An 18578-nucleotide genomic window follows, 5' to 3' on the forward strand; every position below is an offset into this window, starting at 1 on the left:
GTCGTTCAACGCGAACGCCACTAGCGTTGATGGTCAAACAACAAGCTCATCAGCCTCCGCCATGGCCGGCCATAGCAAATGGTCTCAAATCAAACGCAGCAAAGCGGTGGTGGATGCCAAGCGAGGTGCTGTGTTCACCCGCCTGGCACGAGAAATTTCTGTGGCAGCAAGAAGTGGCGGCGACCCAAACGGTAATTTTCAACTGCGTACCGCAATCAACAAAGCCAAAGCCGCAAGAATGCCTGCGGCCAATATTGAGCGCGCGATTGCAAAAGGCTCCGGCCACGACCAAAACGGCGCATGCCAATTGGAAGCCATCCGTTATGAAGGCTACGGCCCTGGTGGCGTTGCGGTGCTGATCGAAGCGCTCACCGACAACCGCAATCGCACGGCCGCAGACCTACGCCTCACCTTCAATAAACACGGCGGCAAGCTCGGCGAAAGCGGCTGCGTGGCCTACTTGTTTGAGCAACGCAGCGAAGTGTATTTGAGTGCGCAGTCTGCGCAAGATGGAGGCAAGGTTTCAGAAGATGCATTGCTGGAAAACCTGCTGGAGCTTGAAGCTGATGGTTATCAATTGATCGACGATGGCGCTGTGGTGTATGGCCCGTTTCAAGCCTTAGAAGGCCTGCAGGCTGGGCTCAAAGATCAAGGCTGGATTGTTGAGGGATGGGAACACTGCTGGAGACCACTCACCACGGTCAGCCAAGCAGATCAAAAAAGCGAAGACCAATGCCTGCAATTGCTGGATGCACTAGATGAACTCGACGATGTGCATCACATCAGCTCAAACCTAGAGAGCTGGCAAGACACAATGGCGAGATAACTAGGCAGCAGCAGCACCACCACGACGGCTGTGACGACATGCGAAGGGGATAAGACGGCCCAAAAAAAAAACCGCTGAGGTCGTGATCACGACACCCAGCGGTTTCAGTTGAATGCTGAACAGTGATTCTTAGAACTGGAAGGTGACACCACCGGAGGCACGCCAATCAGTGCCGCGGTTTGAATCCCAGAACTCAAGACCGCCACGGCCATACAGCTTGAATGAGGTGGTTCCGAAATTGTTAATCGTGTAATCAACCCCAGCTTCGACAAGCAGGCCATTCTGGCTTGCTTGATTCGATTCAACTGACACCGTTTTATCAGTGAAGGTGTAGCCGATCTTAATCTGACAATATTATCGCAATAGTTCATTGGCCATGTACAAGGCCAATGTAGACATTTAAGACCTAACGTCTCTTCTCCTAAGCAAATGTCTTCAACAAGGTAAATACTATGTCAAATAGCGCCTTACCATGATACTCTTAATTGTCTATTTTCACTAGTGATTTTCTTGCTTGCAAGCAAGAAAGACGAACAACTCAAATCAACTTTTAACTGAAATTCGCTTCAGGAACTTTCTCTCGATTAAGAGCTGCTTGATCTGCCCAAAGTGCAACCCGAGCATGATTGCGCAACCAACTTGCCGGCAACTGATCCGTGCATGGCGAATTAAGCAAGGCCTTGAGAATTTCTGCTTTGGCTGAACCCGTCACGATCAAATGAATTTCATCTGCCGCGAGAATTTCTTTTAATCCAAGCGTGAGTGCTTGAGATGGCACCTGACTGGGATTACCACCAAAAGCAGCAACATTCTGTTTCCGGGTGGACTGCGATAACGACACCACCCGGCAAGACGCCTCTGGGCCACAAGGCGGCTCATTGAAGCCCACATGGCCATTGCTGCCTAAGCCCAACAACTGCAACCCAACACCACCAAAACTCTGCAACTGAGCGGCATAACTGCCAGCCTGCTGCTCTGGATTGATCGCCTCGCCATCGGGAAGATGCAACTGCTGCGGGCTCAATTGCAACGGCTTGCCTAAATGACGCGTCATATAGGCCGCAAAGCTGCGCCTATCAGCTAACCCCAAGCCCACATACTCATCGAGATTGAAGCTGCACCAACTGCGCCGCAGATGCTCCAGCTCATCAGCGGGCCAACGCTGCACACGGGCCACCAGTGCGGCATAGATCGGCACCATCGTGCGGCCAGTGGCCAAGCCAAGCGGTTTCGGCCTCTGCTCCCCCAGCCGCTGCCTTAGATGCCCCTCTAGGGCATCAACAACAGCTTCCACAAGGCTTGGCAGGTTCTCTCGCAGCGTGATCGTGCTCGCGAACCCTTGCTCAGAGGCGACAGAAGACCGCAAGAGGTTCAATTAGGCGTCTCCCATGCTCTCAACTCTTCCAGGCTGGGGAGAGCGCCACAGGAAGGCCAAAGAGGAATTCTGTAGCTGCCGATAGGGAACAATCTCTGCGCCTCGGTAGTAGTGATTGAGGATTTGGCGGAAATCTGCACCCCGTTGCGCCAGGCCATGGGCACCCCACTGACTCATGCCGACGCCATGGCCAAAACCTTGCCCCATAGCCAGCAACATCAGCGGCTGATGGCGCGAACGGCGTGTTGAGTGAAGCGGCAGAGGCGGCACAGGCGGCGGCGGGGTCAGGCCCATGAAACTGGCATTGGCATCAACGCTGGCTGTTGTTCGATCACGCCAAGACCCCATCAAAACCGTTCCAGCGCCAGAAGATTTTCTATCTCCAAAGCTGTGCTCAAAGCGCTTAAGGCCAACGCCTGCGCCAGGCTTTGCAGACTTCGAAGCAAGCATTTCAAAGCGCACCAAGGTGCTCTTCAAACCCAAACGCTGGCGCAGCTGCTTGCCGCTCAGCAGCAAATCACCACGAGGACCCTGCACAAGAGCCTGGCGAATTCTGCCCGTGCCCGTGGTGCCCAACACAGCAATGCTGCTCAAACCACCGGTTTCGCGGAACGCTCTTCGCAACTGATGCGGCTCAAACCACACGTCCCACTGATGCACAGGGCTGTGTTGATCGTGGTCCGGCACGCTGACCAGATAAGGCAGCTGCTTGCTCCATACCGCCCCGCTGGCTTCTGTTGCCCCTCCAGAGCTGCTGTGGAAAACAGCATCGATCAACTGGCCGCCATGCACTAAAACCAGCGAATGGGTGCTTTCCACCGCCTTCAGAGTGTTGGCGGTTTCAGATTCCACACCGCGATACACCTGACTGGCAACGGTGGCCTTGAGATCAAAACCACCTGCTTTGCCGTGTTGAGCGAGGGCATAGGTGCGAGCGGCCACCGCCTGGGCCTGCAGTGCAGCCAGAGGCCAGGATTCCGGCATCTCACTGCCCACCACACTGGCCAGATAGTCCTCAACGCGCAGGTGGTTCACCACCTGCAAGCCTGCACCAACTGATCGAACCCTCAACTCACCGCGATAGCGACGCTTGCCCAGCCATATCCCGCGTGGGTCTGCACTGCGAACCCTGAGCTCACGCTGCAAAGCAAGCGATAGCGATCGCCGCGACCGCCCCTCAAGGGTCAGCCGCAGCTGACCGCGCTGCTTGCGAACAGAAAGCGCCCTCAGCCTCTGCTCCCTCGAACCCAGGCCTGCCACAAGCAAAGGCTGCTCAGCATCAGCCCGCAGACGCAGAGCTGATGCTTCCAGCACCAGCACCCGCATCACTGGCTCCTGCACAGCAATCACCTCGGCAGCAGGGCTTACGGCCGTGAGTGTGACCCCGCCGACCAATCCCATAGCCCATAGCGGCGCTGGCAAAGCCAATCAACATGTTCAACAAGGACATTCAGTGTGCCCCGATCACAACAACCAGGCCAGGCCCCAAGCCATGGCAGCATGGTCTTTGGGGTGTGCAAGGCCTTGCAGGTCACCTTTCTCGGCACCAGCTCGGGCGTACCGACACGAGCCCGCAATGTTTCTGCCGTGGCTCTGCGGCTGCCCCAACGTGCTGAGTTGTGGCTGTTTGATTGCGGAGAAGGCACTCAGCATCAGTTCCTGCGCAGCGATCTGCGTCTGTCTCAACTCAGACGAGTGTTCGTTAGCCACATGCATGGCGACCATGTGTTTGGCCTGCCGGGTCTGTTGGCCAGCCTCGGCCTATCCGGCAACAGCAACGGAGTGGATCTCTACGGCCCCGATCCACTGGAAAGCTATCTGCAAGGCGTGCTGCGCAATAGCTCCACCAGGATCGGATACCCCCTCAAGGTTCATCGCGTGCGAGACGCAGCAGAGCAGAACCTGATTGTGTTTGAAGACAAAGACATCCTGGTGCGCTGCACCCCGCTCACCCATCGAGTGCCGGCCTACGCCTATCGCGTGGACCAAAAACCCAAGCCAGGCCATTTCAACCTTGAGCGAGCCCAAAGCCTCGGCATCCCGCCAGGCCCCGTCTATGCCGCCTTAAAGCGTGGTGAACAGGTCAGCCTCGATGATGGCCGCGTGGTGGATGGCCGGGACTTCTGTGGACCAGAGCGCCCAGGCGCCAGCATCGTGTTCTGCACCGATACGGTGTTTTCAGAAGCTGCTGTCTCGCTAGCCGCAGGCGCGGACCTGCTGATCCACGAAGCAACCTTCGCCCATAGCGAAGCAGAAATGGCTTATCAGAAGCAGCACTCCACCAGCACCATGGCGGCCCAAACAGCTGCCGAAGCCGGCGTCGGGAAACTCGTATTGACCCACCTCAGTCCCCGCTATGCGCCAGGCAATCCGGTTACCCCAAATGACCTGCTACGAGAAGCTCAAGCGATCTTTTCGAACACCATCCTCGCCAAGGATTTCCTCAGTTTTGAAGTCGCTCCGAGCTGCAACAGTTCTTGATTACGGCCCTTAGAGCTCCCGCCCCGTGATACAAGGTGTTGTCGCTTCTGTCAGTAACTGGCGTATTCCATGGCCTCTCTCTTTGCATCCCTGGGACGGTCCCTGATCAAACTATTGATCGTTTTGCCCGTAATAATTGGCTTGAGCATTAGCTCTCCGGCCATGGCTGCCCAATGGGATGCCGAGACCCTCACCGTTCCCGCAGGCTCAGGCGGACAGCAGGTAACCTTCAGCGAGTCAGAAATCAAGAGCGCTAGCAAGCTCTTCAAAAGCAACTGCGCCACCTGCCATAACCAAGGCGTCACCAAGACCAATCAAAACGTTGGTCTGGACCTTGAGGCTCTCTCACTGGCATCACCTCCTCGTGACAACGTGGACGGCCTGGTCGAATTCCTGAAAAATCCCATGTCATATGACGGGGAATACAGCATTGCCGACACCCACCCAGGCATCAGCAGCAGCGATGTCTACGTTCAGATGCGTACGCTCAACGATGAAGACCTGCGCCTAATCGCCGGTTACATCCTCACGGCTGAGAAAGTACAGGGCGACCAATGGGGTGGTGGCAAGATCTACTTCTGATCACTCAAGAAGCAAAAAACAATCAGTGGATCTCAGCGAAAGCTGAGGTCCTTTTTTTTGCCTGACAAATCTGGCCATCATCTCGTTTGAAAGAGTCTTGTCTGCAATAGCGATCTAAAACTTCAGTGTTTGTTCCTGTCTTAATCACTGATTGAACAAGCTGATTGAGAGATATCTCTTCTGCGAGACAAGGCTTGTCAGCTACATACTCTCAACCTCCCAGGGGAACTAGCAAATCGCCCTAGATCAAATGAGCAGGTTGCAGGCGAGGGTCTGCCTCAAGACTGATTCCGCCTGCCCTGTCGCTCGCGCGCTGGGAGGAATGATTGGCTTGAAGGCTTGGCCTGAATAAGGCGCCGATCTTCAGAACAATCTCCTCTGAGAGGCTTCGCCTGCGCTCTACACAAAGATCTGCTGCTCATAGCTCAAGGATTGCCGCAAAAGACAAGCCTTACAGCGATCAAGCCTTCTCAAAAGCTTGTTCAAGAACACCTTGCTTAAGCATTTGGATTGCAGAACTGAAAGTAAAGATGAGCCATTCAAAAAGGGCTCTCTTTAACCTCTCATTGAAGCTACTAATCAGCTGGCCAGCATCACTTCTAGCAGAAGCATGGCCTGCAGTTATCAACAAAAGTCTTTGGCATCTATGGCCAGGCAAAACAAAAATGAATCATCAATCGCAAGGCAAAGCATGGCGCAGCAATGCCTCCAGCCGCCAACTGATTTGGCATGAATGGATGAACGAACTTCCGCATTTCTGACTTTACTTACAACCGCTTGAGCTGAGAGATGGAGACAAACAAATGTCATCCCATTCCCAGCCAAACCAAATCATGAGGAAAGTGATCTCATTTCTTCTTGTGGCGATCAGACAAGCTTCTCAAGACCCAAGCTGTAACTTTGAGGTGAGAATCGAAGCCTGTTTTCACTGATGACCCAATCATGCCTCAACAAGGCTTTTACATAGCCTGCTCAGCACAATCAATAGCAATTTCCAGGCTGATAATTTTATCAATACGCTCCTTCTCAGCAAATCATTTACTGCTTCTATACGCAAAGCCTCGTTCAAAAAAAGCTGCTTTGGCTTCTGTTTGATGCAATCCAAAGCTGGCAAATGCTCTATCAATAACTTCGATCAGCTGTCTAAGTGAATCGCACTCATAACAAGTTGGCCGTTGATCAGAATGCCAAGCAAGTAGCCAATCACCCCTGAGCCGAGCAACACTATGGGGCCTCTTCGCTTGCAAGCAGCATCGAAGCTGGCAGCAGATTTGCTGGGTCCTTGGAGAGCTGCCCACGGCTATACCACCACTCCTGCAAACTCGGCGTCAAACGCTGAGAAAACAATGTCAGCACTGTGACTGTGGGCTTTGAACCAGGCTGCAATAGCTCGACGACATAAGACGGACAACGACGAGCCGCCACATCAGCAACAAAGCGCCGGCCCACACGTCGCCAACTTGGCTCCTTGCTCCGCCAGGCAAGGCGACAGCAAGGCCATGGCAGTTCCTCGCGATCAAACAGCCGGCAACAAGAACCAATCACACGAAAACTGTATTGCCCACCAGGACTGGTGTGAATACTGCCGTGCGCCAACACAACATCGACATCCGCTCTGGCAGGGGCAACAGACGTCACATCTAAAACAGAGCCATCAACACCACCATGAAGCAAAAAGCCACCCGCTGAGGGTGGCTGATGGGATCCCGATTCGCAAGCACTGATCGGGAACAGAGACAACTGCCCTGAGCTCAATAGAGCTCTTCCTCAGCATGGGTCTTGATGGTGCAATCAGAGGTTGGATAAGCAACGCAGGTCAACACGAAACCAGCCTCAAGCTGATCGTCGTCGAGGAAGCTCTGATCGGACTGATCCACAGAACCACCTGTGAGCTTGCCTGCACATGTGGAGCAGGCCCCAGCACGGCAGGAATAGGGCAGGTCGATGCCCTGCTCTTCAGCAGCATCAAGGATGTACTGATCATCGGGAACCTCAATGGTCTTGTTCAGGCCCTCGCTCTCGCTGATCAAGGTGACTTTGTAGGAAGCCATGGAATGGATGGAAACGCATAGAAATCCAGAAGTAAACCCCCCTGGATCGCTCCTTCTAACACCCTCACAGCAAAAATACAGTCTGATCGTGCAATCTGCCCGGCTAAGGCCAATCAAAGAACGAGTACTGATAACCCTGGCTTATATAAAAATTTGCGCAGAATTACCGCTTAGAAACATCTAAAAGCCCCCAGCAGCCCTGCTCAGTCAGGCTATTCACCCGCCATCCCAGCGCCTCCAAAACCACCTGAAGCCTTGGCGCTTGATCAACCAGCAAGCCACTGAGCAAACATCGACCATTCGCACTCAACAACTGATCAAAGCTTGAAGCCAAAGCCTCAATCACAGGAGCAAGGATGTTGCAGAGCAGTAGGTCGACGACCTCTCCCTGCAACTGCGCTGACAAAGCATCCACAGAACCATGCACAACCCTGAAACGATCTAAATCGAGCTGATTGAGCTCTGCATTGGCTCTAGAGGCGCAGACAGCCTGAGAATCCGTATCAGCGGCCAGCACCTGCCTGGCCCCAAAACCCAATGCGGCGAAACCCAACACCCCACTGCCACAGCCGAGATCTGCCACCCTCAAGCCCAGCGGGGGGTTCCTCTCTAGCGCCTCCAGGCAAAGGCGAGTGCTGGGATGGCTACCAGTACCAAAAGCACTGCCAGGGTCCATTCGCACAACAAGCCGATCGGCATACTCCTGCGGCAGATCCAACCAAGCCGGCAAGATCAACAGACGCTGCCCCACCGGATCGGGTTGCCAATCTTGCTTCCAGTTCAAACTCCAGTCTTCATCGGCCACCTCGCACCAAGTGGGGTTGGCTAATTTCAGGCCAAATGGTTCTGCCAGAGGACGCAGGTTGACCATCAGCTGATCTCTGTCCGACTCGGACCACTCAGACGATGGCAACCATGCCAACAGGGTGCGCTCAGAGTTCTCAGGCGCATGTTGAACAGCAAGTCGGCAGATACCCAGATCTGTCAGCTTCCAGATGATCGACTCTTCCAGCTCATCTGCAATAGGCAGAGAAAGACGCCACCAGAGAAGAGCAGCAGCAGAGTTCATCTCATCAGCCCTGATCAGAGGGTGACCGGATGGGCTTCCTTAATGCCATTGATCGCATGGATGGTGACCAGCAAGCTGGGCGGAATTGGATCATCAATGCTCAGCACCATCACCGCATCACCGCGCACAATGCGACGCCCCACCTGCATCGATGCAATGTTGACGTTGTGTTCACCAAGCACGGAGCCCAACTGACCGATGATCCCAGGCATATCGCGGTGCCTGGTCAACAGCATGTGTCGACTAGGCGACACGTTGACCGGGAATTCATCAATGGTGGTGATGCGCAGATCGCCATTGGCAAACACCGCACCCGTCACGCTGTGACCGCCCTGGTCACCACGAGTCGTCAGTTGCAAGGACCCTCCGGCAAAATCCTTACTTGTCTCGTCCTTGACCTCCAAGACACGAATGCCACGGCCCTTGGCTTCTAAGGACGCATTCACGTAATTGATCCGATCGCCAAGGGCACTGGTCAGCACGCCCTTGAGAGCAGCAATCACCAGAGGCTGAGAGGGATGCTGAGCGAACTCCCCCTGAAGACGAACTTCAAGCTCCTGCAACTGTCCTCCGGAGAGCTGGCTCACCAACAGCCCCAGGGTCTCGGCTAATTGCAAATGAGGCTTGAGCCGCTCCATGATCTCTGCACTGAGGCCAGGGATGTTCACAGCACTGCGGGCAGGAAGACCAAGCAGGACGTCTCGGATCTGTTCCGCCACATCCACAGCCACGTTCTCCTGCGCCTCCGTCGTTGAGGCACCGAGATGGGGCGTAAGGATCAAGCGCTCCTGCACAGAGCGCAGCGGCGAATCGGTAGCCAATGGCTCCTGGGCATAAACATCCAAGGCAGCCCCGCTAATCACTCCAGCCGTCAAGGCATCAGCAAGGGCTGACTCATCGATGATGCCACCGCGAGCACAGTTCACGAGCCTTGCTGTGGACTTCATCTTGCCCAGCAATTCCGCATTGACCAAATTCTCGGTATCGGGAGTTCGAGGGAGATGCAAGGTGATGTAGTCGGCCTGCTCAAAAAGATTCTCCAAGCTTGAGAGTCGCACCTGCATCTGTTGAGCACGGTCCGCAGAGATGAAGGGGTCGTAAGCGATGACCTCCATACCCATGGCATTGCAAACCCGGGCCACATGGGAGCCGATCTTGCCGAGCCCAACCACGCCAAGAACTTTCTTATAGAGCTCGTTCCCTACATATTTCTTGCGATCCCAACCCCCAGCCATCGTGCTGGCATGGGCCTGAGGCACATGCCGAGAGAGCGAAAGCATTAAAGCCAACGCTTGTTCGGCAGCAGCAATAGTGTTGCCTTCCGGCGAATTCACCACCAAAACACCCTGTTGGGTGGCCGTCGGCACATCAACATTATCGACGCCAACACCCGCCCGACCAATGATGCGCAAACGTGCACCGGCTTTGATCACATCCGCCGTGACCTGCGTGCCAGAACGAATCATCAGCGCGTCGTAGTCGCCGATCATCGCCTTGAGGTCATCCTCTGACAGGCCCACACGCTGATCCACCTGTGCAACCTGAGCGAGGATGTCAATTCCCGCTTGGTCGATAGGGTCTGAAACCAGAACTTTCGTCATCAACCGGCGCAAGACTGCAGCAGGGCACTGTAGAGATCTACAGGCTCCAAGCCCTGCAGATCACAAAACAGGGTTCAGAATTCAAACGATTGAGGTGTGTTGTATGGCTATTTGCGTTCTTGTTCTCGCCGAAAGAGACCACGCAGATCAATTGAATGAACAACTCAAGGCAGCAGAGACCCCGCTAACCCGCTGTGAGCTGATTCAGCCGGCAACCAACTCAGAAACACAACCTGAGAGAACGGCCTCAGAGCCCAAGGGAAATGGCAACCCACTCCAATCGATGGACATTGATTCAATCGAGAGGCTGAGCCCCAAGCTGACCCGTAGCCGTCGTCAAAAACTGATGGCCGTCTGGTTGCTGCCGTTTGGCTTCATCTTCGGCATCTTCATCACGCTCAGTACAGATATGGATACCTTTGCCAGTTACGGCACCCTGGGTGCATCAATCATCGGAGGACTGCTGGGCCTCGTCTCAGGTTGGATGGGTAGTTATGCAGCCGCAATCAGCGTCAAAATTCCAAACGCTGAAGACGTTCGCATCCTGCGCAATCGCCATGACCAAGGCCAGTGGCTGCTGCTGCTAGAGACCCCAATGGGCATCGATTTGCCCTGGAAAGTGCTACGAGAAGCCAATCCCCTCGCCTTAACGAGCCTCAGCGAACTGTGATCTTGCCGAGGCAAGAGCTGCTCAAAGGTTGCCTGGATCCACAAGGCATGGAAGCCCTGCTCGTCCAGGCAGACACAGTGCTACGGACCTGGCAGCCCAGCTGGAGTGCGTTTGTTTCTGCTCCCTTGCGGGAAGAAGCCCTGCATCGATTTTCCACCCTCACTGATCTGCACTGGCACGCCGACGGTGGTCACCCTGGCGCTGAACGCCAGCGGCTGTGTTGCTGGCGCAGCGAAGATCACCATCACCCCACTCCCTCACAAGCAGCCCCGATTCATGGTCTGCTGCTGCATGGCAACTTTTTATTTGATGCCCCCAGCCCAACAGATCTCCGCCAAGCCCTAGAGGCGATCGACGCTCAACCAGAACAACTTGGAGATCTGTGGATTCGCGGTGATCGCGGTGCACAAGCCCTTTGCACTCCTGAGTTAGCCGTCAATCTCGACGGCCGCAGCAGCAGGGTGCGAGAGGTAGAGATCACCTGTGAAGCCGTGGCAGTAGCTCAACTGCAGCCACCAGCTCATCGCCTGACCCGCCGATTGAACAGTATTGAGGCCTCTTGCAGGATCGATGCAATCGCCTCGGCCGGCTTTGGTCTATCGCGGGCCAAAGTGGTCAATCAAATCAAGCAAGGTCATCTGCGCCTGAACTGGGAACCAGTCCGACAAACAAGTCGAGAACTTGTAGTGGGCGATCGCCTGCAACTTCAGGGTCGAGGCACGCTCAAGGTGCTGGCGCTGGAAATGACCAAGCGTCAGCGCTGGCGGGTGGAAATGCTGCGGCACTGAAGATTCGTATCGCCAGGCTGCTAGCTTCGCTGCTTGAAAAGCCACCGGTCACCACTCACTCTGATCGAAGGGCCCCGCGGGCGATTAGCTCAGAGGTAGAGCACTACCTTGACACGGTAGGAGTCACTGGTTCGATTCCAGTATCGCCCACTCCCCTTACAAACACAGGACTCATCGATGGCACGCACTGTGGTCGTGGGGCTTGGACGCTCCGGCATAGGTGCGGCACGACTTCTGCAAGCAGAGGGACATCAAGTCACAGTGCTTGAGCGCAGCATCGAGCCCCATCTCCAAAGCTTGGCAGCTGATCTACGTCTGCAGGGAATTGCTGTCGAGCTAGGCAAACCTCTAGAGCTGACGAGCTTCATCCCTTGGCTGGATCAACTTGATGCCGTGGTCATCAGCCCTGGCATCGCCTGGGACCACCCAACACTGACTGCACTGCGTCAACGCGGCATCGACATCGATGGAGAGATGGCAGTGGCCTGGCGAAGCCTGAGCCATCTGCCATGGATCGCCATTACCGGCACGAATGGCAAAACAACAGTGACCCACCTGCTCAATCATTTGCTTGAAAGCAATGGCCTCAGAGCACCAATGGGCGGCAATGTTGGCCATGCCGCGGCTGAAGTCGCACTCAAATGGCGGCAACCAAACGCACAGCGCCCCGACTGGCTGGTCATGGAGCTCAGCAGTTACCAGATCGAAGCCGCCCCTGAGATTGCCCCACGCATTGGCATTTGGACCAACCTCACCCCCGACCACCTCGAACGCCACGGCACCCTTGATGCTTACCGAACGATCAAGCGTGGCCTACTGGAGCGCTCAGAGATCCGCATCTTCAATGGCGATGATCCAGATCTTCGCAGCCAAAGATCCAGCTGGGATAAGGGGCTGTGGGTGAGCAGCGAAGGGCCTGGTACTGCAAACCATCGCGCCGACTTTTGGATTGACGCTGAGGGGCTGGTTAGGGAACCGCAAGGAGCGCTTTTTGCCGCTTCGGCTTTGGCCATGCCTGGACAACACAATCTTCAAAACCTGCTGCTGGTGACAGCCGCAGCCCGGCAAACGGGGTTGCCAGCAAAGGCCATCGAAGCCAGCCTGCGCTCGTTCCCAGGCGTGCCTCACAGACTCGAACAGCTTGGGCATATCCAGCAAATGAGCGTCTACAACGACAGCAAGGCCACGAACTATGACGCCGCCTGTGTGGGCCTCAAGGCCGTCCCTGCTCCTGCAGTTGTGCTTGCAGGTGGGCAAACCAAACAGGGCGATGCTTCTGGATGGCTCAAGCAATTGGATCAGAACGCCTGCGCTGTAATCCTGTTTGGTGCAGGCGCTTCAGAACTGCAAGAGCTGATCCAAACATCTGGCTTCAGTGGTGAGTTGCATTGCTGCAGCAACCTCAACGCTGCTGTGACTTTGGCCATTCCACTGGGCCTAGAGCGACAAGCCGCTTGCCTGTTGCTTTCACCTGCCTGCGCAAGTTTTGATCAATACCAAGATTTCGAAGCCCGCGGCGAACATTTCCGCAACCTAATTGCACCACATTTAAGGGCCTAATCTACGGCCAACTGATCACTAGCCTCAACTTCATGCTCATTCCTCTCTTCGACAATGATGCGACTGGTGCTCTATTTGTAACGGCAATCCTACTGGTTTATCGATTAATAATAGCCAGGGCAATATTAAACCTTAATGGGCTGCTTGTTTGATTTAGCCCTTGAGCCAAAGCGCAAGGCCGCCCCCACGGCCTCTAGCCGCCAGCCAGTCTTCGTTCGGGGCCATTGAGATCAGAGCAAAGAAAGGCCTTTCTTTCTCTTCGGGCACATCAAGCGAGCGGCTCCATAAAACCCTTGAAGCAAAACTAACTGTGATTCGATCAAAAAAGAAAGGCAGTAGAGGCTGCGATCCCTTGAGCGCCCCTCGACCTGTGAATTCAAGCTTTAGCAAGCCAATGGCAACAGAGTTAGCAATCACCAAAGGCAAGCATTCATGACTCCCATTCTCTTGCCTGAGCTCTAGGCTCGCAGAGAAAAATCGAAGCATCAAAGAAGAGAAGAAGTCTTTTTTCTCTTTGCCTTGCTTCCAAACAGATACAAACTTCCAAAGTCCATTGAGTGAATTAATCTCAATCCCGCTGCCTTGCTTTCTCGCCGAGGCTTCAAGCTTTAAAAGCTCCTGTGAAGCAGGAAGACTTGTCAATCTGCTTTCATGCTTGACTTCGCGGCTAGACAAAGAACAATCACCCTCATGCCAATCAATTTAATCACACCAACGTCTAGAGCAATAGTCAAATCAAAACCTATTGACGAATATAAGTGTCTATTTGATAACAACTCTCGGCCTAGAGGTAGCCATCAAAAGGTTAACGATCAACAAATCGTTTATCAAAGATATCGCACTTATGCAGTCTGAATCAGCCAAAGAAAAATGCAATCTCCTTTGACGTCAAGCCTTCCCATCCAGCAGCGATAAGACGTTGATTGAGGATCTCTTGATCGAAATGCTTGGCTCCTGAACGGACGATACGATTACGCATAGACTTCTTGACTCCACTCCTCTTTCTCGCACCTTCTTGATCCATGACTTCCTTGTAGAGTTTGAGCATCTCCACAGGAATTGGGCTGCCATCAAGATCTATCCCTGCCTCAATCGCTTGATCAATTGCACCCGGACCAGAAAAATCCATCGGTAAGACTTGCAGACTGCTCGCGCTCATCATAGTGCGTTTAGAACTTGCAAGAGCGCAGAAGTTAGCAAGTAAAAGCCCAGATGGGTATGCCTCATCCCCGGTCTACTCAAGCACTGTAATTGCCGAGAAAACTTAACATCTTTGATATAAACTCATTGTTGATAGTCTGCAGGCCTAGATCTTATCACTTCTACCACAATTAGCATTCTCTAAAGCTCATCGAGAAATGCTTTCCAAATACACCTTAGCAGCAGCACAAACATCAATTCCTCAAATCTCAACCATGGCCAACATAAGACAGACCATCAACGAGTAAGCAGTGAAAACTTCCTGTTGAAAGAGAGTAAAGATACTTAGGGAGTCAAAAATCGTTAGCCAACTCAGGCAATTCATTAACAAGAAGTCGCCTCTATGATTTTTTTGAGAATAACTTCAATTCTTGAATTAATTAATCGATTGAAGAACTAAATAGCAAATAGGGATTGTCGCCAATGAAATCAAAGTACTCCAAGCCACTAAAGAAGCCGCAACGTGTTGCTCCTTACCACTTGCTTCCGCTAACAACAAAACAGATATAGCTGTGGGTGTAGCCGCCTGCAAGACAAGGGCATTAGACATCAAAGTTGACAAGCCAAAAACCTTGGCAAGCGTCAACATTAAGGCAGGAAGAAACATCAGCTTTATCAGCAAGCTAGGTCCAACTAATGAGAACAAGTTTCTAATTCCTGGATTATTAACAGACCCAAAAGAGCCCAAACGGATCCCAACAATCATTAGAGCTAGAACAATCACAATTCTGGATGGGGCCCAAAGAGCAGAGGTGATTTGATCATTCCATGGAGTCAACTGAACAAAAAATGCCCCAACCAGTCCCTTCGTCGCAGGACTACTAGTCAGAACACCTAAAAGATTAGTCCAAGCAGCTCTTCCCTTCAATTCGGATGAGGAGTTTGCGAAAAGTATGGGTCCTAAACTCCATACAAGTAACGTGGAGGCAAGGTCATAACCAATACTAAAACTGAGTGCTTGACTTGGCAAAAGAGCCAATGAAACAGGAATCCCTAAATGGCCTGAATTCCCAAAGACACTACCCAACAGCAAACTTCGCTTACCAATAATAGTTCTGATTTTTGGGAAAGTTCTAATGACAACTATCAGCAATCCAATCGTAAGCAATGACATCGCAAGGGCCTCAAAAAGGCGCCAATCCATCCCACTCTTGAGCAGAAGACCCATCAGGCTTACTGGTATACCAAAGTTGATAAGAGGTGGCGCTATTTGAGATGCAAGTTCTGCTTTAAAGCGACCAATCAAATAGCCGAGTGCCAGCAAAGGCAACAATTCACTAAAGAGTCTCAGAATCAACATTTAACGAACTCAGTATAAAAATTTATGAATCTTGGGCTGAGAATTTGCTTTTGAACAAAAGTTTCAAGAGTCTGCCAAACGTGAAAGATAAGAGTCTCTACTGCCTGCATTAATCCAGCCTGTAGCAATCGTTTTAGTGCTTTTATGATTCACTTGGCCACGATGAATATGAGATGGGCCTGCAGGGAAAATGACTAGCTTTCCTCGCTCTGCAGATTCATGATGTTGCTGCCAATAAAACTCAGTACCAGCCGAATCAAGATCATTGCAATAAAGGATCCAAGCAAGCATTCTATGAACAGGCTCAGTTGCCTCATCGCTGATAGTCCAATCACAATGCCAGCGTTTGAAACCTTCCCCAGGACCATAACGTTGGATATTAAAAATCGGAATAACAAACAGAGACTGTTCTGGAGAGCAGTCTCTAAATAACGGACGATCCTTAAGATATTGATCGAGAGCAGCAGTAACACCTCGAACAATCACATCTGCAAGAGCAAATGCCTCTGGATCTGAGCGATCAATTGCAACAAGGCTGATATCGGTTGACACTTTGGCTGGTTCTGCCTCGGATGAAGATGAGTTATTGCCGAATGCGACTCCACTATGTTGAAGATCAAGGCGCCGATCAAAGAATGACATCACCCCATCAGCAACAGCCTCGAAACCAGTGTTGCGATAGCAAGCAATCAGATCCAAAGACACAGATTTTCAATAGGGATTGGCATCAAGTTAATTACCTTTTCAAAGGAATGCCTCTATAGCTCGATTAGCTAGAAAGGTTCATAACGAATAAGACCCCTAGGAAGGGGGCTAGCAAAACCTTATCCAAACCACCACTTTTTTTTAGATCCTATGACAAAACAAGACCCTAACTACTGGTTGATGAAAAGCGAGCCCGATGCCTACGGCATCAACCACCTCCAAAAAGAAGGCAACACCCTCTGGGATGGGATTCGCAACTACCAAGCACGCAATTTTATGCGTTCGATGCTCATAGGAGACAAAGCATTCTTTTATCACTCAAACTGCAAGCCTCCTGGAATCGTAGGGCTCATGGAGGTCATTGAAACCGGCCTGGTGGACCCCACACAATTTGATCCAAAAGCCAAGTACTACGACCCAAAGTCATCACCAGACAAGCCGCGCTGGGATTGCGTTCGACTGCATTATCTCGGACGCTTTAGCGAACTCCTAAGTCTAGAAAGTCTGCGGGACAAATACAGCGCTGAGCAACTACCAGTGCTTCGCAAGGGCAATCGCCTCTCAATCTTGCCAATTCCCAAAAGCACTGCCAATGATCTGCTGCAATGGCTTGGACCACTCCACTAAGCCTTCCTCAAAACCAATCACAGAAGGGCTGCTCTTGTCGTCAGACCAGATGCCAGGAACATGTCTGTTGCTCGAACCACAAGCCAGCTAACGACGCTTCAGCCAAGTAAGGCGCACCCTCCCGCCACTAACGAATAAGCCAGCAGCAGCATTCAAAATCCCTGCATCAGAGAATCGCTGCGAAACATGTTGGCCACGTAAAGACGGGTGATCTCTCTTGAATCCACCCCGTTCTGCACAAGGAAGCCAGCCAAAGCTGCTTTGATCAACCGATACTGATCCCAATTGGGACATGTCTCGATAAAGCCTGCCATAGCCTCTTGCAGAGGCAGAGGCAGTTCGGCCTGGAAGCTGACCACGCCATCCAGCCTGGCATCCTCTACAACCTCCTGGGATTGCACCTTCTGAGCTTGCACCATCGGTTGTCTCACAGTTTCTTCTGCGATCTCTTGGACATCCCTCAAGTGCATCTTGACTCCAGAACACGACACCAGTTCTCCACATCTGAACCACTCCCGTCAAGACCTACCCAAAGACCTCATCTCAATCAATCTCATGGCGAGAACAACGCTCTGACAGCCTTCCACTGCAAGGCTGTCAGCATGCAGTCTCGATGGGAAGCAAGAACGATCCACGTCAAGGGGGCAAGCACCTAAGCAGACCTTTTTCCACATGCTTGAGCCGAGAGGGCGATTCAAACCTGCAGGCTGTGGAAAAACTGTGAATTACCTTGTGCAAGCTCGGGGAAAGATCAATGATCCCGCTATCGATCAGCCTCTCTAATCATTGATCAAAGTCCCAGGTGGTTCTCATCGCAGTGGCCATCGCTTGCGCAGCAGGTACCGACCAACATCCTTCAGCGCCACGAGCCTTCTCGCCATCGCCCTGCAAAATCACCTGCAGGCTCCAGCTGTGACGATCCCCATCCAGACAAGCCCACCACGGCTGACGTTCCATCTCCAGACAGACAGATTCCTCTGCCAGCAGCTGATCAACAAGCTGCTGATGTTGATCAGTGAGTTCAACAACCAGAGACTGCAAACACTGCCACTCATCTTGAGTGAGCTCGATAGCCCAGCCTTCCCCTCCAATCAGCACCGGGAAGGATGTCCTAGCAGGGTCCCTGGCAAGTCGCCAGCCAGGGCCCTCCTGTTGAATCATCACCTCAGCCAGGCAGCAGATCCGGTTGGTCCTGCTCGTCGCTTAGTTCAACGATGGCTCGCTGAACCGGCTTCACACTCGATTCCTCCAAAAGGCCATCAAAATCATCAAAACGGCGCTGCTTCGCCCGAAACGCAATTCGAACCGTAGTGAGGTAGCGGTTGCTCGACTGACGGATGAGACTCTCCCCACGCTTGGCAAGGTCTTTGGGTTCCACTCCCGATGTGATCACAGAAACTTCTTATCTCTCAAGGTCACTGTAGGCGAGCGCTGCTCAGCATTAGGCCAATAGATCACTGTGAAAGGGCACATGCATGGGATAGGTCCGTTGTAAAGAACCCGGCACCCGCAAAACAATCTGTCGGCCAAGTCCCAAGGCCGCCAAGGGAAGCCTCAGATGGGTCAGCAAAGCGCTGACTTCCTCCAAGTGCTCTTCATCCACACACTCAATCCGGATGCTCCCCCAACTACGGGTCATGCGGCAATCGAGCAACGGTTCGAGCTCAGCCTCAATGCAAGGGTCCTCTCGATAAAAAGAGAGCACCAGGCGCTGCAACCGATCCATGGTCATTGTCTCTTAAC

Annotated in this window: 22 protein-coding genes and 1 tRNA gene; 8 read left to right on the forward strand and 15 right to left on the reverse strand. The window is 52.9% G+C overall.

What is annotated here, in order from left to right; translation table 11 throughout:
- Positions 1–61: 61 nt before the first annotated feature.
- The gene (locus SIB80_RS11375) at positions 62–826 is read left to right on the forward strand and encodes a YebC/PmpR family DNA-binding transcriptional regulator (protein ID WP_063419592.1); all 765 of its coding nucleotides are present in this window, start codon (positions 62–64) and stop codon (positions 824–826) included.
- Positions 827–955: 129 nt separating this feature from the next.
- Here SIB80_RS11375 and SIB80_RS11380 read toward each other — a convergent pair whose 3' ends face one another.
- From SIB80_RS11380 to SIB80_RS11390, 3 genes are all read right to left on the reverse strand, one after another.
- On the reverse strand, positions 956–1138 hold the full coding sequence (locus SIB80_RS11380) for a hypothetical protein (protein WP_063419522.1): 183 nt from the start codon (positions 1136–1138) through the stop codon (positions 956–958).
- A 238-nt stretch (positions 1139–1376) separates the two neighbouring features.
- The gene (locus tag SIB80_RS11385; RefSeq protein ID WP_063419523.1) at positions 1377–2201 is read right to left on the reverse strand and encodes a glucosamine-6-phosphate deaminase; all 825 of its coding nucleotides are present in this window, start codon (positions 2199–2201) and stop codon (positions 1377–1379) included.
- Positions 2202–3629: a SpoIID/LytB domain-containing protein gene (locus tag SIB80_RS11390; RefSeq protein ID WP_328585572.1), complete on the reverse strand. Its 1428-nt coding sequence runs from the start codon at positions 3627–3629 to the stop codon at positions 2202–2204. It abuts the gene before it with no gap.
- A 96-nt stretch (positions 3630–3725) separates the two neighbouring features.
- On the opposite strand from SIB80_RS11390, the gene rnz reads away from it, so the two are divergent.
- Positions 3726–4682 carry a ribonuclease Z gene (gene rnz / locus SIB80_RS11395; protein WP_063419593.1) on the forward strand — a complete coding sequence of 319 codons (957 nt, stop codon included), beginning with the start codon at positions 3726–3728 and terminating at the stop codon, positions 4680–4682.
- A 69-nt stretch (positions 4683–4751) separates the two neighbouring features.
- A complete protein-coding gene (psbV, locus tag SIB80_RS11400; protein WP_063419525.1) occupies positions 4752–5264 on the forward strand; it encodes a photosystem II cytochrome c-550 in 513 nt (170 codons plus the stop codon).
- 1224 nt (positions 5265–6488) lie between these two features.
- On the opposite strand, the gene SIB80_RS11405 is transcribed toward psbV, so the two are convergent.
- The 4 genes from SIB80_RS11405 to serA form a co-directional block, all read right to left on the reverse strand.
- Positions 6489–6902: a hypothetical protein gene (locus SIB80_RS11405; RefSeq protein ID WP_063419594.1), complete on the reverse strand. Its 414-nt coding sequence runs from the start codon at positions 6900–6902 to the stop codon at positions 6489–6491.
- A 113-nt stretch (positions 6903–7015) separates the two neighbouring features.
- Positions 7016–7315, reverse strand: coding sequence for a ferredoxin (locus SIB80_RS11410; RefSeq protein ID WP_011130797.1), 300 nt, complete (start codon positions 7313–7315; stop codon positions 7016–7018).
- A 163-nt stretch (positions 7316–7478) separates the two neighbouring features.
- Positions 7479–8384 (reverse strand): 50S ribosomal protein L11 methyltransferase, encoded by a 906-nt coding sequence (gene prmA / locus SIB80_RS11415; RefSeq protein ID WP_063419527.1) that lies wholly within the window; start codon positions 8382–8384, stop codon positions 7479–7481.
- Positions 8385–8398: 14 nt separating this feature from the next.
- Positions 8399–9985, reverse strand: coding sequence for a phosphoglycerate dehydrogenase (gene serA, locus SIB80_RS11420; RefSeq protein ID WP_063419528.1), 1587 nt, complete (start codon positions 9983–9985; stop codon positions 8399–8401).
- Positions 9986–10088: 103 nt separating this feature from the next.
- Here serA and SIB80_RS11425 point away from each other — a divergent pair, with 103 nt between their 5' ends.
- The 4 genes from SIB80_RS11425 (at position 10089) to murD (ending at position 13003) form a co-directional block, all read left to right on the forward strand.
- A complete protein-coding gene (locus SIB80_RS11425; protein ID WP_063419529.1) occupies positions 10089–10655 on the forward strand; it encodes a hypothetical protein in 567 nt (188 codons plus the stop codon).
- On the forward strand, positions 10652–11443 hold the full coding sequence (locus SIB80_RS11430; protein ID WP_063419530.1) for a photosystem II S4 domain protein: 792 nt from the start codon (positions 10652–10654) through the stop codon (positions 11441–11443). The genes SIB80_RS11425 and SIB80_RS11430 overlap by 4 nt, the downstream gene beginning before the upstream one ends.
- 78 nt (positions 11444–11521) lie before the next feature.
- A tRNA-Val gene (locus SIB80_RS11435) sits at positions 11522–11593 on the forward strand.
- Positions 11594–11620: 27 nt separating this feature from the next.
- Positions 11621–13003, forward strand: a complete 1383-nt coding sequence (murD, locus tag SIB80_RS11440) for a UDP-N-acetylmuramoyl-L-alanine--D-glutamate ligase (protein ID WP_063419531.1) — start codon at positions 11621–11623, stop codon at positions 13001–13003.
- Between the two features lie 153 nt (positions 13004–13156).
- On the opposite strand, the gene SIB80_RS11445 is transcribed toward murD, so the two are convergent.
- The 4 genes from SIB80_RS11445 to SIB80_RS11460 all read right to left on the reverse strand — a co-directional run bounded on the left by SIB80_RS11445 (position 13157) and on the right by SIB80_RS11460 (position 16202).
- Complete coding sequence (locus SIB80_RS11445; RefSeq protein WP_063419595.1) at positions 13157–13645, reverse strand: hypothetical protein; 489 nt, start codon at positions 13643–13645, stop codon at positions 13157–13159.
- A 214-nt stretch (positions 13646–13859) separates the two neighbouring features.
- Positions 13860–14132: a DUF4090 family protein gene (locus SIB80_RS11450; RefSeq protein WP_063419532.1), complete on the reverse strand. Its 273-nt coding sequence runs from the start codon at positions 14130–14132 to the stop codon at positions 13860–13862.
- 447 nt (positions 14133–14579) lie between these two features.
- Complete coding sequence (locus tag SIB80_RS11455; protein WP_236066006.1) at positions 14580–15473, reverse strand: AEC family transporter; 894 nt, start codon at positions 15471–15473, stop codon at positions 14580–14582.
- A 93-nt stretch (positions 15474–15566) separates the two neighbouring features.
- Positions 15567–16202 carry a 2OG-Fe(II) oxygenase gene (locus SIB80_RS11460; protein ID WP_063419534.1) on the reverse strand — a complete coding sequence of 212 codons (636 nt, stop codon included), beginning with the start codon at positions 16200–16202 and terminating at the stop codon, positions 15567–15569.
- Between the two features lie 156 nt (positions 16203–16358).
- On the opposite strand from SIB80_RS11460, the gene SIB80_RS11465 reads away from it, so the two are divergent.
- The gene (locus tag SIB80_RS11465) at positions 16359–16835 is read left to right on the forward strand and encodes an EVE domain-containing protein (protein ID WP_063419535.1); all 477 of its coding nucleotides are present in this window, start codon (positions 16359–16361) and stop codon (positions 16833–16835) included.
- Positions 16836–16987: 152 nt separating this feature from the next.
- On the opposite strand, the gene SIB80_RS11470 is transcribed toward SIB80_RS11465, so the two are convergent.
- The 4 genes from SIB80_RS11470 to SIB80_RS11485 all read right to left on the reverse strand — a co-directional run bounded on the left by SIB80_RS11470 (position 16988) and on the right by SIB80_RS11485 (position 18561).
- A complete protein-coding gene (locus SIB80_RS11470) occupies positions 16988–17254 on the reverse strand; it encodes a DUF2811 domain-containing protein (protein WP_063406576.1) in 267 nt (88 codons plus the stop codon).
- A 364-nt stretch (positions 17255–17618) separates the two neighbouring features.
- Entirely contained in the window at positions 17619–17996 is a 378-nt protein-coding gene (locus SIB80_RS11475; protein ID WP_063419596.1) for a DUF1818 family protein, read from the reverse strand.
- Between the two features lie 4 nt (positions 17997–18000).
- Complete coding sequence (locus SIB80_RS11480) at positions 18001–18228, reverse strand: DNA-directed RNA polymerase subunit omega (protein WP_011130810.1); 228 nt, start codon at positions 18226–18228, stop codon at positions 18001–18003.
- A 48-nt stretch (positions 18229–18276) separates the two neighbouring features.
- Positions 18277–18561 (reverse strand): hypothetical protein, encoded by a 285-nt coding sequence (locus SIB80_RS11485; protein WP_063396306.1) that lies wholly within the window; start codon positions 18559–18561, stop codon positions 18277–18279.
- Positions 18562–18578 lie beyond the last annotated feature (17 nt).

It is taken from the genome of Prochlorococcus sp. MIT 1327, from assembly GCF_047304785.1.
GTDB lineage: Bacteria > Cyanobacteriota > Cyanobacteriia > PCC-6307 > Cyanobiaceae > Prochlorococcus > Prochlorococcus marinus_D.

Bases quoted from the DNA above. Each gene is read 5' to 3' on its own strand.
- SIB80_RS11375 (WP_063419592.1), top strand. From the start codon at position 62: ATGGCCGGCCATAGCAAATGGTCTCAAATCAAACGCAGCAAAGCGGTG.
- psbV (WP_063419525.1), top strand. From the start codon at position 4,752: ATGGCCTCTCTCTTTGCATCCCTGGGACGGTCCCTGATCAAACTATTG.
- SIB80_RS11410 (WP_011130797.1), bottom strand. From the start codon at position 7,315: ATGGCTTCCTACAAAGTCACCTTGATCAGCGAGAGCGAGGGCCTGAAC.
- prmA (WP_063419527.1), bottom strand. From the start codon at position 8,384: ATGAACTCTGCTGCTGCTCTTCTCTGGTGGCGTCTTTCTCTGCCTATT.
- serA (WP_063419528.1), bottom strand. From the start codon at position 9,985: ATGACGAAAGTTCTGGTTTCAGACCCTATCGACCAAGCGGGAATTGAC.
- SIB80_RS11425 (WP_063419529.1), top strand. From the start codon at position 10,089: ATGGCTATTTGCGTTCTTGTTCTCGCCGAAAGAGACCACGCAGATCAA.
- murD (WP_063419531.1), top strand. From the start codon at position 11,621: ATGGCACGCACTGTGGTCGTGGGGCTTGGACGCTCCGGCATAGGTGCG.
- SIB80_RS11450 (WP_063419532.1), bottom strand. From the start codon at position 14,132: ATGGATTTTTCTGGTCCGGGTGCAATTGATCAAGCGATTGAGGCAGGG.
- SIB80_RS11465 (WP_063419535.1), top strand. From the start codon at position 16,359: ATGACAAAACAAGACCCTAACTACTGGTTGATGAAAAGCGAGCCCGAT.
- SIB80_RS11470 (WP_063406576.1), bottom strand. From the start codon at position 17,254: ATGGTGCAAGCTCAGAAGGTGCAATCCCAGGAGGTTGTAGAGGATGCC.
- SIB80_RS11475 (WP_063419596.1), bottom strand. From the start codon at position 17,996: ATGATTCAACAGGAGGGCCCTGGCTGGCGACTTGCCAGGGACCCTGCT.
- SIB80_RS11485 (WP_063396306.1), bottom strand. From the start codon at position 18,561: ATGGATCGGTTGCAGCGCCTGGTGCTCTCTTTTTATCGAGAGGACCCT.